Raw genomic sequence first — 14,388 nt, 5'->3', positions numbered from 1 at the left:
GCGCACATGTGAAGGCGGCCGGCGCCACGGTGACACGTGTGCGTCTGCGGAACAAGTGACCGGGCACTGACCGGACTTGGGCTCGGCTATGATCGCGCACATGCACTCCACCGACGCAACCCCGCCCTCACACCTGTCCGAGCCGGGACCGGCCCGATGAGAATCAGCGTCGTGGGTGGGGGCATAGCCGGCCTGACCTGCGCCCTGAGCCTGCACGCCGCCGGGTTCCGGCCGCGGGTCCGGGAGGCGGCGCGGACCATCGAGGCCGTCGGCGTGGGGATCAACCTGCTGCCGCACGCCGTCCGGGAACTCGCCGAACTCGGCCTGGCCGACGAACTCGCCGCCATCGCGCTGCCCCCGCGGCGGCTGAGCTACCACGACCGGACCGGCGCACCCGTGTGGGAGGAGCCGCTCGGACGCGCGGCCGGTTACGCCTGGCCGCAGTACTCCGTGCACCGGGGGCGGCTGCACATGATGCTGCTGGCGGCGGTGCGCGAGCGCCTGGGGCCGGACGCCGTCCGCACCGGCCTGCTGTTCCAGCGCTTCGAGGAGACGGCCGGCGGCATCCGGACCCGCTTCCTGGACCGGACGAGCGGTGAGCCGACGACGGAGGACGCCGACCTGTTGATCGGTTCCGACGGCATCGACTCCGCCGTCCGCGCCCAGCTGTACCCCGGTGAAGGGCCCTCCCACTGGAACGGCGTCCACATGTGGCGCGGGATCGCGCGGTTCCCGCACATCCTCGACGGCCGTTCGATCGTGGTGGCCGGCGGCACACCCGGCGAGAAGTTCGTCGCCTATCCGATCGACGATCCGGCGACCGAGGGCGGCGAAGCCCTGATGAACTGGGTGCTGGAGGTGCGGCACGCACGCTCCGCCGACGCGCTGGACCGCTCGAACCGCCGCATCACCCCGGCCGAGGCCCGCGCCGGCCTGGCGGACTGGAGCCTGCCCTGGATCGACCTGGAGGCGCTGGCCGAGCGGTCCTCGGCTGTCTTCGAGTACCCCATGCTCGACCGGGACCCGTTGCCGCGGTGGAGCTTCGGACGGGTCACCCTGCTCGGCGACGCCGCACACCCGATGTTCCCGATGGGCATGAACGGCGGGTCCCAGTCCATCGTCGACGGCCGGGTGCTCGCCTGGTGCCTGGCCCGGGAGAGCGACCCCGACGCCGCGCTGCGCCGCTACGACGAGATGCGCCGCCCGCTGGTCAACGCGATCGTGCTGGGCAACCGGGAGCTGGGACCGGAGGCGATCATCGCACGCGCCGCGGAGCACGGGGGTCCCCTGCCCGCCGACGAGGCCGAGAAGATCGCACGTGGCTACAAGGAGCTGACCCAGGCGGAGGTGGCCCAGGTCAACGGCCATGCGTCATGGACGGTCCCGGGTCACCTCACCGACGGCTTCCGGCCGAGCCGGTAAGTCGATCGACGGATCACCCAGGACGGGGGGAAGGGAAGAATCGGGGTCGAGGCGTCCCGTTGCCGCGTCGGGCCCGCGTCAGGTGACGTTCGTCGTCACCCGGCCGCGTCCGACGCGCCACGGCCAGGCCGCACAACCCCCGATGAACCAGGAGACACACCCATGGGAACCGACCAGCGCATCCTGCACCGGATCACCGAGATGGCGGACGAGGAACGCAGACTCCGGGACGCCCTCGCCACGGCCGGCGCGGACCGCGCCGTGGAGCGCGACCGACTCGGCGCGCTCGAACGGGAGTTGGACCAGTGCTGGGACCTGCTGCGGCAGCGGCGGGCCAGGGCCGAGTTCGGCGAGGACCCCGACGGGGCCCACGTGCGGCCGCAGTCCCAGGTGGAGAACTACCAGTCCTGACCGGGCCGTGGCACACGGCGGGACGCGCGAGGCCGGCGCGGACCGCGCGGTGTATCCGGAAGTTGGGTCGCTTGAGTCCCTGATGCCCCGTCCGGACGCCTGTGACGTGCACGATTGCCGGGCACGCCGACAGCGACCGAAGAGTTCCGGTCGCTGCCGGCGAGGCGAGGCCGGGAGCGGCGCGGCTGCTCAGTCCACCCAGGAGGCGAACAGCGCGTTAAGTCCCTCCGCCATGGTCGGGTGCGCGATCATCCCGTCCCGCAGACGGGTGAACGGCATCTCGGCCCACATGGCCGTCTGCACCACGGACAGCACCTCCGCCGATTCCGGGCCGAGCAGGGCGGCACCGAGGATCTGCTCGGTGTCCCGGTCGACGACCGCCTTCCACAGCCCCCGCGTGTCCCGCAGTGTGCGCGCCCTCGGGATGGCCTTGACCGGCAGTTTCGCGACCCTGATGGGACGGCCCGTGGCGCGGGCCTGCTCCTCGGTGAGGCCGACGCGGGCGAGTTCCGGGTCGGTGAACAGGTTCCAGGGCACCAGCCGGCCGGCCGTACTGCGGGCACCGCCGGCGATGTTGGCCTTGACGATGCGGTAGTCGTCCAGCGACACGTGGGTGAACTGCGGGCTGCCGGCCACGTCGCCCACCGCCCAGGTGTGCGGGGCGTCGGTCGCGAGCCGGTCGTCCACCCGTACGAACCCGCGGTCGTCGGTCCGCACCCCCGCCGCCTCCAGGCCGAGGTCGCGCGTGACGGGGTCCCGGCCGGTCGCCGCGAGGATGTCGTCGGCGGTCAGGGTCCGCCCGTCCTCCAGCAGCACCCGCACCGTCTGCCGCTCCCGGACCACTTCCTTCACCGTGACGTCGGCGATGAGTTCGACGCCGTCCTCCCGGAGGTATTCCGCCAGGGCCGTGGCGATGTCCCGGTCCTCGCTCCGCAGCAGGTGGGGGCCGCGTTCCAGGACCGTCACCCGGCTGCCGAACGCGGCGAACATGTGGGCGAACTCCAGTCCCACGTAACCGCCGCCGAGGACCAGGAGCCGGTCCGGGACACGGCGCAGGTCCATGATGCTCTCGCTGGTCAGCGGCTCCGCCTCGGCGAGTCCGGGGATGGCCGCGATGTGCGGCGTCGTCCCCGTGTTGATCACCACGTCGGTGCCGCGTACGACCCGGCGGCCTCCGTCGTTGAGGTGGATCTCCACCGTGCGCTCCGCCACGAAACGCGCGGTGCCCAGGACGAAGTCCATGCCGCTGTCCAGGAACTGCCGGTGGTTGAGCTCGACCATGTCGGAGACGACACCGTCCTTGTGCGCGCGCAGCAGCTCCAGGTCCACCCGGGGCGTGCCCAGCCGCAGCCCCAGCGACTCGGCGCTGCCGGCCCTGCGGGCCAGCCGGGCACTGGTCACCAGCGTCTTGGTGGGGATACAGGCGACGTTGATACAGGTGCCGCCGATCATGCCCCGCTCCACCATGACCACCCTGCCGCCGGCCCGCGCGGTGTCCATGGCGAGCGTCTTGCCGGCCTTGCCGCCACCCACCACCAGCAGGTCCACGTCTTCCACGAGTTCCTCCGCAGCGTTCATTCCCTCTCCGTCCTCCTCGGCCGTGCACAAGTGGTGGGCGGGGCGGCCGGCGCGTCACACACCGGCCGCCCGGGTCCAGGTTCGCCGCTCTGACAGGTGGACGCATCAGTCGAATGACTAGCCACACCGTGGCGCGATGCGGGAAACCCTCGCCGCCCGGCCGTGACGGGGCGCGGAACGGCGGACACCGGGGGCGGGGCGACACGCCCGCGGGACCGTCCCCGGACGCAGGTCGCGGGGTCGTCACGGGCGGTGCGGCGGCTTTGGCGGCGGGCGGCCGGGTTCCGTTCACCGCGGTGAGTCAACCGACTGATGACCGTCGAGCGGCCCGGACCTAGCGTTTCGGCGTGGCCGCCGGACGGAGCACCACCTCGATGGAGGGGTACGGCGGCGCGCAGGCGGCGGACCCGCTGCCGGAACGCCGTCCGGACGGTGAAAGGAGGACGCCTCGATGCCCGTGACACCGCGTCGACGCATCGGCGAAGAACAGAGGCCGGCACAAGCGGTGCGTTTCACACTGCTGGGTCCGGTGCGGGCCTGGCGGGCCGGGGAGGAACTCCCGCTCGGCCCGCGCCAGCAACGCCTGCTCCTCGCCGCGCTGCTGGCGGGCGCGGGACGGCCCGTCCCGCTGACGGAACTCATCGGCCTGCTGTGGGACGGCGACCCACCGGTCAGCGCGGTGAACGCGGTCCACCGGTACGTCGGCTCGCTGCGGCGGCTGCTCGAACCGGGCCTGCCGATCAGGTCGTCGGGCCGGTGGCTCGTCCGGCAGGCAGGGAGCTACCTGCTGCGTGTCGACGCGGACGGTCTGGACCTGCTCCGGTTCCGCGACCTCGTCCGGCGGGCCCGCGCCGCGACCGCCACGGGCGACCTTCCGGCGGCCGTCGACAGGTATCTGGAGGCGCTGGACCTGTGGCAGGGCCACTGCGCGGAGGACCTGGGCGCTGTCGCCTCGGTGCACCCGGCCTTCGCCATGGTGGAACACGAATACGCTCCGGTCGTGTGCGAGGCGGCCACCGCGGCCCTGCGCTGCGGCCGGGCCGGCTCCGTCCTGCTGACCGTGCGACAGGCCGCCGACCGCTGCCCGCTCGACGAGGCGCTCCAGGCGTCCCTGCTGCTCGTGCTGGCCGCGGACGGCAAGCAGGCAGAGGCGATCATGCTGTACCAGACCATCAGGGCCCGGTTGTCGGACGAACTGGGGGTCGATCCCGGGGCGGAGCTGCGGGCCGCTCACCAGAGCGTCCTGCGCGGCAGCCCGGCGGAGCCCCGGGGGCCGGCGTCCACCGGGTCCGCCGCACCGCCCGCGGCACCGCTCCCGCGCTCCCGGCCGCCGTGGATCGAGCCGGCCCAGCTACCGCCGGACCTGCCCTTCTTCACCGGACGGGAGCTTGCCCTCGACCAGGCGCTGGACACCGCGCACCGGGTCGGCGCCGGCCTGCGGGTCCTGGCCGTCGACGGCATCCCCGGGGTCGGCAAGACGGCGCTGGCGGTCCACTTCGCCCACCGCGTGGCGGGGGACTTCCCCGACGGGCAGCTCTACACGGATCTGGGCGGCTTCGCCGCACACGGCGACCCCGCGGATCCGGGCGAGGTGCTGCACGGGTTCCTGGAGGCCCTGGGCGTGGACCGGCACCGCATCCCCGCTTCCCTGGAGGCCAGGTCGGCCCTCTACCGCAGCGTCCTGTCCGGGCGTCGCGTGCTCGTGGTGCTCGACAACGCGCTCGACGCGGACCAGGTACGACCGCTGCTGCCCGGAACCTCCGAGTGCATGGTCGTGGTGACCGGCCGCAGCCGGCTGATCGGTCTGGCCGCCGCACACGGAGCACGGCTGCTCTCCCTGGACCTGCCCTCGGTGGCCGAGGCGACGGCGTGCTTCCTCCGACGTGTCGGCCCCGCGCGGACCGACGTCGGCGTGGCCGTCGTCGAGGAGATCGTGGCGCGCTGCGGCCGGCTGCCGCTCGCCCTGGCTCTCGTCGCCGCCCGCGCGGCGAGCCGCCCCGAGCAGCCGCTGACCCGGCTGGCCGCCGAACTGGCCGCCGCGCAGGGCAGCCTCGGCGGCTTCGACGAGGAGGACAGCGCGAACGCCGTACGCGGTGTCTTCTCCTGGTCCTACCGGACGCTCGGTGCCGAGGCCAAGCGGGTCTTCCGTCTGCTGCCCCGGCACCGGGCCCGCGACGTCGGCACGGCCGGCCTGGCGAGCGCGGCCGGTATCTCGCGGGACGCGGCGGCCACGGCTGTCGGGGAACTGGTGCGCGCCCGCCTGCTGGACATCCGGGGTCGTGACCGGTACGGCGCGCACGACCTGGTGCTGGCCTACGCGGCCGAGCTCCACCGTGCCGGGGAAGCGGACCGTTCGGCCGCTCCGCGGCGCTCGTACGTCCACTCCCGTCGGTCCGCGCGGCCCGTGGCGCGGCCGGTGCCCGGCCGGGCCGACGCACACCTGGAGGAATGGGCCTTCTGAACACACCTCGTGCGGCGAGGGTGTGCGGGCGGGCCGGTCGCCGTACCGCCCCGTCGGCCGTACGGCGCGGCGCGCGGCCGGAGACGGCCCACACCCGCCGGCTCACCGGCACGGGCGACGAGCCAGGGGCGCCCCCGGGGGGAGGGAGCGCCTGGCGTGAGCCCGTCTCACCGACGGGCCCGCGCGGGCCGCCACGGGCCAACCTGGTACCGCCCCGCCGACCGTACGGCGCGGCGCGCGGCCGGAGACGGCCCACACCCGCCGGCTCGCCGGCACGGGCGACGAGCCAGGGGCGCCCGGGGAGGGAGCGCCTGGCGTGAGCCCGTCTCACCGACGGGCCCGCTCGGGCCGCCACGGGCCAACCTGGTACCGTCCAGGCGGCGTTCGCCGTGGGGAAGCACCGCGGGCTCACCGGCCGTGGCAGCCTGTCCTGACGGCGCCCGGCCGGCCACGACCCCTGTTGCATGCAGAGCCTGACCGGCGCGTCCAAGACGGATTCGTCATCGGACGGTGCCGGTACGGCATGCCTTCCCGGTGCGCCGGACCCCCGCGGCGGCACAAGCACGTCGGTTGCCGAGCCCACCACGGCCCCTGTCAGAAAGAGCAGCCCGCTGTGAACACGTATGAGGCGGACGCGTTGCCGGCCGTCACCGAGCCGGACATCGACCCGAGGCTGCTGCGCGCCTTTCTCGCCGTGGCCAGGGAGGGGCACTTCGGGCATGCCGCCGCTGGCCTGGGCATCGCCCAGCCCGCACTCAGCAGGCAGGTGCGCCGGCTGGAACGTCTGCTGGGGACCGACCTGCTGGTCCGCACACCTCGGGGTGCCGAACTCACCGAGGCCGGCCGGACGGTCGTACCGGAGGCGGAACGCGCCCTGGCGTACAACCGGCGCCTCGTACGGGCCGCCCGGTCCACGGCCGACGCCGGACCCGCCCTCCTGACGGTCTCGGCCCCCATGCCCAGCCCACCGGGCGGGCTGCTCGCCGAAGCGGTACGCCGTCTGTGGTCCGGCCGCACGCGGGTGTCGGTCGTGGAGCTGCAGGACGGGCAGCAGGCGGCGGCTCTCGCCGACGGGCGGGTCGACGCCGTCCTCACCTGGGATCCACCGGTGGCGGACGGGCTGGCCTGCGAGGCACTGGTGGAGGAGCGCACCAGCGCGCTCCTGGCCCAGGGGCATCCCGGTGCCGCGACGGAGCCGATGTCGCTCGCGGCGCTGGGCGCGCAAGCCGTGCTGTTTCCGGTGCGCGAGCGCAGCCACTGCTGGGCCCAGCTGGACGCCGCGGCAGCGGCCGAGGGGGTGGGCATCACCCCGGTGCCCACGGCGCCCTCGGCGGTCGCCGACCTGGTGGCGGCCGGCCTGGGGGTCTCCGCCGTACCGGGGTCGTTCCGGTTCGCCGGGTATCCGGGCGTGACGTTCGTGCCGCTGGAGCGGCTGTCCGGCACGATGAGCGTGGTCTGGCGGCGCGACGACGACTCCCGGGCCGTGGCCGGTTTCGTGGCGGCCTGTCGCGACGCCGCCCGGTCCCTGGCCGCCGCGCACGGGGACGTCTGGCGGCTCCCGGAGGCGACCGGTCCCCTCGTCCGGCGCGCGGGGAGCGGCCCGGAAGCGCCCCCCGTCGTCTGACCCGTTCCCCGCGCCGGGTCCGGCCCGCCGGGCGCCGTCCCGCCGCGGAGAGGGCCGCCCTCGGCACATCCGCCCGGTGGGGTGAACACCGGGCCGGCTGCCGCCTGCCCCCTGCCCCGTACGGCGTCCGCTGCCCACACCCCGCCCGGCCGCCCCGCACGGTCGGGCGAGGACACCCACCGTCCGGTCAAGGCACCCCACCGTCCGGTCAAGACACGCACCACAAAGTTTCCACTCCCCATTCCGCATGCTGTTCCGGAGTCAGCGCGTGGCCCGATCCGAAACGGACGGCGAGCCCGCGGAAGGCCGCCCCGGCTGCACCACCCCCAGATTCCCATCCCGTTCCGGCAGGGAGAGACATGTCCGCTGTTACCCACCACACGGCTCCTACGCAGTTCGTCGAGGCCGACGGTGTCCGCTACGCCTACCGCCGGCTCGGCTCCGGCGGCGAGGTCCCCCTCGTCATGCTCCAGCACTTCACCGGCAACCTCGACAACTGGGACCCCGCGCTCGTCGACGCACTCGCCGCCGAACGCGAGGTCATCCTGGTCGACTACCCCGGCGTCGCCTCCTCCACCGGCCCCTTCGCCACGACCATCGCGCAGATGGCACAGCAGATCATCACCTTCACCGCCGCCCTCGGCCTGGAGCGGATCGACCTGCTCGGCTTCTCCATCGGCGGCTTCGCCGCCCAGGACATCGCGCTGGTCAGGCCCCGCCTGGTCCGCCGTCTCGTCCTCGCCGGGACCGGCCCCAAGGGTGCCCCGGGCATGCACGGCTGGCGCAAGGACATCGAGACGCACGCCCGCGCCGAGGTGCCCACCGGCGAGGACCTGCTCTACATCTTCTTCGCCCACACCGAGACCAGCCAGGCCAAGGGCGTGGAGTTCCTCGGCCGGTTCACGGCCCGCACCGAGGGCCGGGACGTGCCCAGCAGCATCGCCTCGCGTGACGCCCAGTACGACGCCGTACTGAAGTGGGGCATCCCGGACCACTCCGCCTTGCAGCGCCTCACCGGCATCCAGTGCCCCACGCTCATCATCCAGGGCGACGACGACCTGATGATCCCCACGAAGAACAGCTACCTGATGGCCGGTCTGATCCCGGACGCGCAGATCCGGATCTACCCCGACGCCGCCCACGCCTCGCTGTTCCAGTACCCCGCCGAAGCCGCCAAGGACGTCAACGCCTTCCTCGGCTGATCCCCGCCCCGTCATCAGGAGAACACCATGTCCGACCTGCTCAGCACCATCTTCGACGCCTACGGCGGGCGCTCCCGTTGGGAAGAGGCCAGCCGGATCACCGCGCGCCAGTTCTTCGGCGGCGCCCTGTGGGGCATGAAGGGCCACCCCGGCGCCCTCAACGACGTCGACGTCACCGTCGACCTGCGCCGCGAGTACGTCACCCAGAAGCCGTTCTTCCACCCCGACCACCACACGGTGTTCTCCGCCGACCGCGTGGCCGTGGAGGACTCCGACGGCAACGTGGTCGAGGAACTGACCGATCCGCGGGCGTCCTTCGCCGGCCACGACCTGATGACCCCGTGGACGAGGCTCCAGCTCGCCTACTTCTCCGGCAGTGCCATGTGGACGTACCTCGCCGAGCCGCTCTCGCTGACCTACCCCGGCGTGCGGACGGAGGAGATCGGTCCGTGGACGGAGGACGGGGAGAAGTTCCGGCGCCTGCACATCACCTTCCCCGACAGCATCGCGACCCTCAGCACCGAGCAGACCGTCTACGTCGACGCACAGGGTCTGATCCGCCGGCGCGACTACAGCGTGGAGATCGCCGGCAACACCCCCGCCGCGCACTACGTCTCCGGCCACCAGGAAGTCTCCGGCCTGGTCATCCCCACCACACGGATGATCTACAGCCGCGACGCCGAGGGCCACAAGATCCCCGAGCCGCTCGTCGTCTCGGTCCGGCTCGAAAACGTCGCGGTGTCCTGACCCGCACGGCGCACCCGCGCCGCGGTGGCCCCGGCCGAGACGGGCGCCACCGCGGCGGACCGGTGCACGGCGGCGTACCCCGCACCGAGCCGCACAGCCCCGGAACCGCCCGGCCGCCCGAACGGCCTCGCCCCCACCACGACCCGTCCGACCAGGAGAACCCTGCGACATGACCACCACCATGCGCGCCGTCGCCTACCGCGCGTCCCTGCCGGTCACCGACGACGAGAGCCTCCTCGACGTCAAGCTGCCCGTGCCCGAACCCGGCCCCCGGGACCTGCTCGTCCAGGTCGAGGCCGTCGCCGTCAACCCGGTCGACCCCAAGGTCCGCAAGAACCAGGATCCGCAGGGCCGTGAGCGGGTGCTGGGCTGGGACGCCGCCGGAACGGTCGTCGCGACCGGCTCCCAAGTGGAGAACTTCAAGCCCGGTGACGAGGTGTACTACTCCGGAGCACTCGACCGGCCGGGTGCCAACTCCGAGTACCACGTCGTCGACGAGCGCATCGTCGCCCTGAAGCCGACGACGCTGACCTTCACCGAGGCGGCTTCGCTGCCACTGACCTCGCTCACCGCCTGGGAGGGCCTGTTCGAGCGGATCGGGCTGCACCACGACCTGATCGGCGAGACGGGCTCACTGCTGGTGACGGCGGCCGGCGGCGGTGTCGGAGCCGTCGTCAGCCAACTGGCCCGCGCGCTCACCGACCTGACGGTGATCGGGACGGCGTCCCGCCCGGAGACGGTCGACTTCGCCCGCCGCATGGGCGCCCACCACATCGTGGACCATCACCAGGCACTGCTGCCGCAGCTCGCCGAGGTGGCCCCGAACGGCATCGACCACGTCTTCAGCACCGCCGGGACCCACCGCAACCTGGCCGTCTACGCCGAGGCCCTCAACCCGTTCGGGCAGATCGTCGCGATCGACGACGTCGAGGACCTGCCCATCGGCCTGCTGATGCCGAAGAGCATCGGCTTCCACTGGGAGTTCATGTTCACCCGTTCCCTGTTCCGGACGGCGGACATGGACCGGCAGGGCAAGATCCTCACCCAGGTGGCGCGCCTGGTGGACGCCGGCGTCATGGTCAGCACCGCGACCAGGGACCTGGGCCCCGTCAACGCGGCGAACCTGCGGGAGGCCCACGGCATCATGGAATCCGGCACGGCCATCGGCAAGATCACCCTCACCGGCTTCTGAAACAGCCGGAGGACGGGGCGCCGCGGGCCCCGGTGCTGACGGTTCGGGCAGGAGAGTTGCACGTTGGTGCCTCGTCCACGGCGGACCCGGGTGTCATGAGGTCATATGGGGGAACGTGAGCGAAGCGGCTTCGGACACATGGGGCGTGCTTTCCGCAAGCGCCGCCGGAAAGGGACTCGTGACGACGTGAACATCGTGATCGAAGCTGGGGTGACGGCGGGCATCGCAGAGGACGGGGCGCTCACGTTGCTGTCGCCCCAGGGCGCTCCCCACTTCTACGCGCCCGAGGCCAGCGCCATGTGGATTGCCCTGCGGCAGCACGGTGGGAACGTCCGGGCCGCCGCCGCGGTGCTCGGGAGCGCCTGGAACGCCGACGTCTCGGCGGTCGGCCGGCTCCTCCGGAAGCAGGTGACCGACTGGCAGCGGGCCGGACTGGTCAAGGCGTCTCCCACCCCCGTCCACGCTTCCTGACCGGGACGGGCTGAGGCGTCAGGCACGCCTCAGCCCGGCATCGTGGGCGCCTGTGGGCCGGCTCAGCCCTGCGCGGTGCCCACGTCCCGGAGCGCGGCCAGGACTCCGGGGAACATACGAGCCTTGGTGGTACCGAGGGCGTCACCGGCCTTGGCCGCGTGCGCCGCGGCGATCTCCAGCGCTGTGCCGCGCACGGCGTCCTCGGCGACCGCGCGGTCGGCGATGTGAGCGGCTTCGGCCTCCGCACCGCCGTACCGGCGGCTGGTGAGCATGGCCTCTCGGGCGATCCGCGGGGCCAGACGGGCCTGGACCAGGGCGGCCATGCCACGGGGGAACGGCATGCCCATGCCCGCTTCGGGCAGGCACCAGTAACCGCGGTCGGCGCGCATCACGCGGAAGTCGTGCGCGAGGGAGAAGATCGCTCCGGCACCGAAGGCGTGTCCCTGTACGGCGGCCACGGTGATCACCGGCAGGCAGAGCAGGCGCGCGAAGAGGCCGTGGACGCGCACGGTGAACTCGTGGCGCTCCTCCTCATGGGCGGACAGCCGGTCCAGGTCCAGGCCGTTGCTGTAGAACCTGCCCCTCCCGGTGGTGACGAGGGCGCGCGGGCCCTCAGCCTCTTCCACCTCCTCCAGGGCGGCGTCCACGGCGGTGACCCAGTCACGGTCGACGCGGTTCTCGCCGCCACCGAGGTCGAGGACGAACACGTCGTTCTGCCGGTCGAGTACGGGCATGTCGGCTCCTTGGGAGATGACTGGTCACATGACTGATGGCGGCGCCGGGACGATCGGACAGGGTTGGTCAGGACACCAACGGCAGGACCGAGCAGGGCGCTCAGACCCTGGCCGGTCCGCACACGTATTTGGAGCGGGCTATGTCCACATGGACCTCGGACCGGTTCGGCCCCGTGGCCGTCCTGACGTTCACCAGGGAACCCGGCAACTTCATGGACTTCGCCTCCATGGTGCAACTCGGCTCCCTGCTGGAGGACTTGGGCCGGCGTACCGACGAGGTGAAGGTCGTCATGCTGACGAGCGGGCTGGACGACAGGTTCATCGACCACGCCGAGCTGTCCGATCTGGCCCGGGCGGGTGCGGGACAGGCGAGCGAGGAGGAACTCGGCTCGTGGTCGCGTGCGCTGCGCCTGCTGGAGGAGATCCCCCAGCCCACCATCGCGGCCGTCGACGGTCTGGCCTCCGGCGGGGGCAATGAGATCGCCCTGGCGTGCACCCTGCGGGTCGCTTCCCCGCGCTCCCGCTTCCAGCAGCCGGAAGTGGCCGTCGGCATCATCCCGGGTGGTGGGGGAAGTGTCCGGCTGCCCCGGCTGATCGGCCCCGGCCGCGCGGCCGAGGCGATCCTCACGGGACGGCTGGTCTTCGCCGAGGAGGCGCTGCGGGTCGGGTGGGTGAACACCGTCCTGACGGGCACCGACTTCCCGCAGGAGGCGTTGCGCTGGGCCGGGTCCATCGCCGGGAACCCGGGGCCCGCCCTGCACGCGGCGAAGCACTCCGTCGTGGCCGGTTCGCGCCTCGCGTTCGGCGAGGCGGTCACGACGGAGCGGCGCCTCTTCGGAGAACTCACCGCGGGCAACGACGCGCTCACGTCCGGGTCCTAGCCTGCGCTCAGGGTGCGGTGACGACCTGCCCCGCCCAGGACAGGCCGCCCCCGAAGGCGAAGAGCAGAACCGGTGCGCCGGGCGGCAGTTCGCCGCGTTCGACCAGCTTCGACAACGCGAGCGGGACGGACGCGGCGGAGGTGTTGCCGGAGTCGACGACGTCGCGGGCGAGCACGACGTCGTCGCGCAGGCCGAGTTGCCGGGCCAGCGACTCGATGATCCGCAGGTTGGCCTGGTGGGTGACCACGCCGGCGAGGTCGGTGGTGGCGATCCCGGCTCGCTCGCACGCTTCCCGGGCGAGTGCGGGCAACTCGCTGGTGGCCCAGCGGAAGACGGTCTGGCCTTCCTGGGCGAACCGGGGCTGCCAGGAGTCCACCAGCCGCACCGCGTCGCCCCGCGCCGGATCGGACCCCCAGGCGACCGGGCCGATGCCCCCGCCGGCCTGGTCCGTCCGGCTGACCACGGCGGCGCCGGCACCGTCACCCAGCAGGATGCAGGTGCTGCGGTCGGTCCAGTCCACGAGGTCCGACATCTTCTCGGCGCCGATGACGAGGGCGTGCCGGGCGGCGCCGGCCCGGATCGCGTGGTCGGCGCAGGCGAGGGCGGTGCAGAAGCCCGCGCAGGCGTTGTTGAGGTCGAAGCAGACGGGCGACGGGATGTCCAGGCGGGCGGCGACCTGCGCGGCGATGGACGGGCTGCGGTCGATGGCCGAGCAGGTCGCGACCGTGACCATGCCGATCTCGGCGGCGTCGAGCCCGGAGGCGACGAGCGCCTTGCCCGCCGCCGCAGCCGCCATGTCGGTGACGGACTCGTCCTCGGCCGCGATCCGGCGGGTGACGATCCCGGTGCGCTGCCGTATCCAGGCATCGCTGGTGTCGACGAGGCGTTCCATATCGGTGTTGGTCAGCACTCGGGACGGCTGGTGGTGCCCCAGGGCGACGACACGGGATGCGGGCAAGAGGCTCTCCCTCGTACGGGCTGCGCGGTGGGTCCGGCGGACCGGGTGGAATATAGCAACCGATCGGTCGGAAGCTAAATGGCGGTACGGCTACGATGGGCGGTCATGAGCCCCCGCAAGTCCGTCGCCGAGACCCAGCACACCCGGCAGCGCATCGTCGAGCGCAGTCTGGCCATCGCTTCCGTCGAGGGACTGGAGGGGCTGACCATCGGCCGGCTCGCGAACGAACTGGGCATGAGCAAGGCAGGCGTCCTCGGGCACTTCGGCACCAAGGTGAGTCTCCAACTCGCCGTCGTCGACGCCGCCGCGACCGCGTTCACCGAGGAGGTGCCGCGCCGCGTAGGGGACGTGCGGCCGGGGTTGCCGTACCTGCGCGCGGTGTGCGAGGCGTGGGTGTCATACCTGGAACGGCGATCCCTGCCCGGTGGCTGCTTCTTCACGGCGGCGGCGGCGGAGTTCGACGGCCGCAGCGGACCGGTCCACGACGCCGTCACCGCGCTGAACGCGCTGTGGCAGCGCGATCTGCGTGTGCACGTCCGGCGCGCGGTCACCGCGGGGGACCTGCCCTCGGACACCGATCCGGACCAGTTGGTGTACGAGCTGATGGGCGTCATGCTGGCCCTCAACCACTTCTTGCAGCTCCAGCACGACGAGGCCGCGCCCGCCCGCGCCCGCCGCGCATTCCGGCGGCTCCTCGGCACCTGATC

The 14,388-nt window shown here is 72.9% G+C and carries 13 protein-coding genes; 10 read left to right on the top strand and 3 right to left on the bottom strand.

The features are described from left to right. The first annotated feature begins 156 nt into the window (after positions 1-156). Both AQJ11_RS34815 and AQJ11_RS34810 read left to right on the top strand, forming a co-directional pair. Positions 157-1,422 (top strand): flavin-dependent oxidoreductase, encoded by a 1,266-nt coding sequence (locus tag AQJ11_RS34815; protein WP_208616693.1) that lies wholly within the window; start codon positions 157-159, stop codon positions 1,420-1,422. Positions 1,423-1,584: 162 nt separating this feature from the next. Continuing rightward, a complete protein-coding gene (locus AQJ11_RS34810; RefSeq protein WP_059265906.1) occupies positions 1,585-1,833 on the top strand; it encodes a DUF2630 family protein in 249 nt (82 codons plus the stop codon). A 189-nt stretch (positions 1,834-2,022) separates the two neighbouring features. On the opposite strand, the gene AQJ11_RS34805 is transcribed toward AQJ11_RS34810, so the two are convergent. Further along, on the bottom strand, positions 2,023-3,411 hold the full coding sequence (locus tag AQJ11_RS34805; RefSeq protein ID WP_059265905.1) for a dihydrolipoyl dehydrogenase family protein: 1,389 nt from the start codon (positions 3,409-3,411) through the stop codon (positions 2,023-2,025). Positions 3,412-3,862: 451 nt separating this feature from the next. On the opposite strand from AQJ11_RS34805, the gene AQJ11_RS34800 reads away from it, so the two are divergent. From AQJ11_RS34800 to AQJ11_RS34775, 6 genes are all read left to right on the top strand, one after another. Next, positions 3,863-5,872 carry an AfsR/SARP family transcriptional regulator gene (locus AQJ11_RS34800; RefSeq protein ID WP_059265904.1) on the top strand — a complete coding sequence of 670 codons (2,010 nt, stop codon included), beginning with the start codon at positions 3,863-3,865 and terminating at the stop codon, positions 5,870-5,872. A gap of 613 nt (positions 5,873-6,485) precedes the next feature. Further along, positions 6,486-7,496: a LysR family transcriptional regulator gene (locus tag AQJ11_RS34795; RefSeq protein ID WP_059265903.1), complete on the top strand. Its 1,011-nt coding sequence runs from the start codon at positions 6,486-6,488 to the stop codon at positions 7,494-7,496. A 359-nt stretch (positions 7,497-7,855) separates the two neighbouring features. After that, a complete protein-coding gene (locus tag AQJ11_RS34790; protein WP_059265902.1) occupies positions 7,856-8,698 on the top strand; it encodes an alpha/beta fold hydrolase in 843 nt (280 codons plus the stop codon). A gap of 27 nt (positions 8,699-8,725) precedes the next feature. Further along, positions 8,726-9,445, top strand: coding sequence for a hypothetical protein (locus AQJ11_RS34785; protein WP_059265901.1), 720 nt, complete (start codon positions 8,726-8,728; stop codon positions 9,443-9,445). 169 nt (positions 9,446-9,614) lie between these two features. Beyond that, positions 9,615-10,637: a zinc-binding alcohol dehydrogenase family protein gene (locus AQJ11_RS34780; RefSeq protein ID WP_059265900.1), complete on the top strand. Its 1,023-nt coding sequence runs from the start codon at positions 9,615-9,617 to the stop codon at positions 10,635-10,637. Positions 10,638-10,823: 186 nt separating this feature from the next. Then, positions 10,824-11,108 carry a hypothetical protein gene (locus tag AQJ11_RS34775; RefSeq protein ID WP_014669416.1) on the top strand — a complete coding sequence of 95 codons (285 nt, stop codon included), beginning with the start codon at positions 10,824-10,826 and terminating at the stop codon, positions 11,106-11,108. A gap of 62 nt (positions 11,109-11,170) precedes the next feature. Here AQJ11_RS34775 and AQJ11_RS34770 read toward each other — a convergent pair whose 3' ends face one another. Further along, a complete protein-coding gene (locus tag AQJ11_RS34770; protein ID WP_059265899.1) occupies positions 11,171-11,842 on the bottom strand; it encodes an enoyl-CoA hydratase/isomerase family protein in 672 nt (223 codons plus the stop codon). Positions 11,843-11,982: 140 nt separating this feature from the next. Here AQJ11_RS34770 and AQJ11_RS34765 point away from each other — a divergent pair, with 140 nt between their 5' ends. Next, a complete protein-coding gene (locus tag AQJ11_RS34765) occupies positions 11,983-12,723 on the top strand; it encodes an enoyl-CoA hydratase/isomerase family protein (RefSeq protein WP_059265898.1) in 741 nt (246 codons plus the stop codon). Positions 12,724-12,730: 7 nt separating this feature from the next. Here the strand turns inward: AQJ11_RS34765 and AQJ11_RS34760 are convergent, their stop codons facing one another. Beyond that, positions 12,731-13,681 (bottom strand): beta-ketoacyl-ACP synthase III, encoded by a 951-nt coding sequence (locus tag AQJ11_RS34760; protein WP_059265897.1) that lies wholly within the window; start codon positions 13,679-13,681, stop codon positions 12,731-12,733. Between the two features lie 105 nt (positions 13,682-13,786). Between AQJ11_RS34760 and AQJ11_RS34755 the strand changes: the two genes are divergently transcribed. After that, positions 13,787-14,386, top strand: a complete 600-nt coding sequence (locus tag AQJ11_RS34755) for a TetR/AcrR family transcriptional regulator (RefSeq protein WP_244218504.1) — start codon at positions 13,787-13,789, stop codon at positions 14,384-14,386. The last annotated feature ends 2 nt before the right edge of the window (positions 14,387-14,388 follow it).

The organism is Streptomyces corchorusii (genome assembly GCF_001514055.1).
GTDB classification, from domain to species: domain Bacteria; phylum Actinomycetota; class Actinomycetes; order Streptomycetales; family Streptomycetaceae; genus Streptomyces; species Streptomyces olivaceoviridis.
This window is presented reverse-complemented; position numbering and strand designations above follow the sequence as displayed.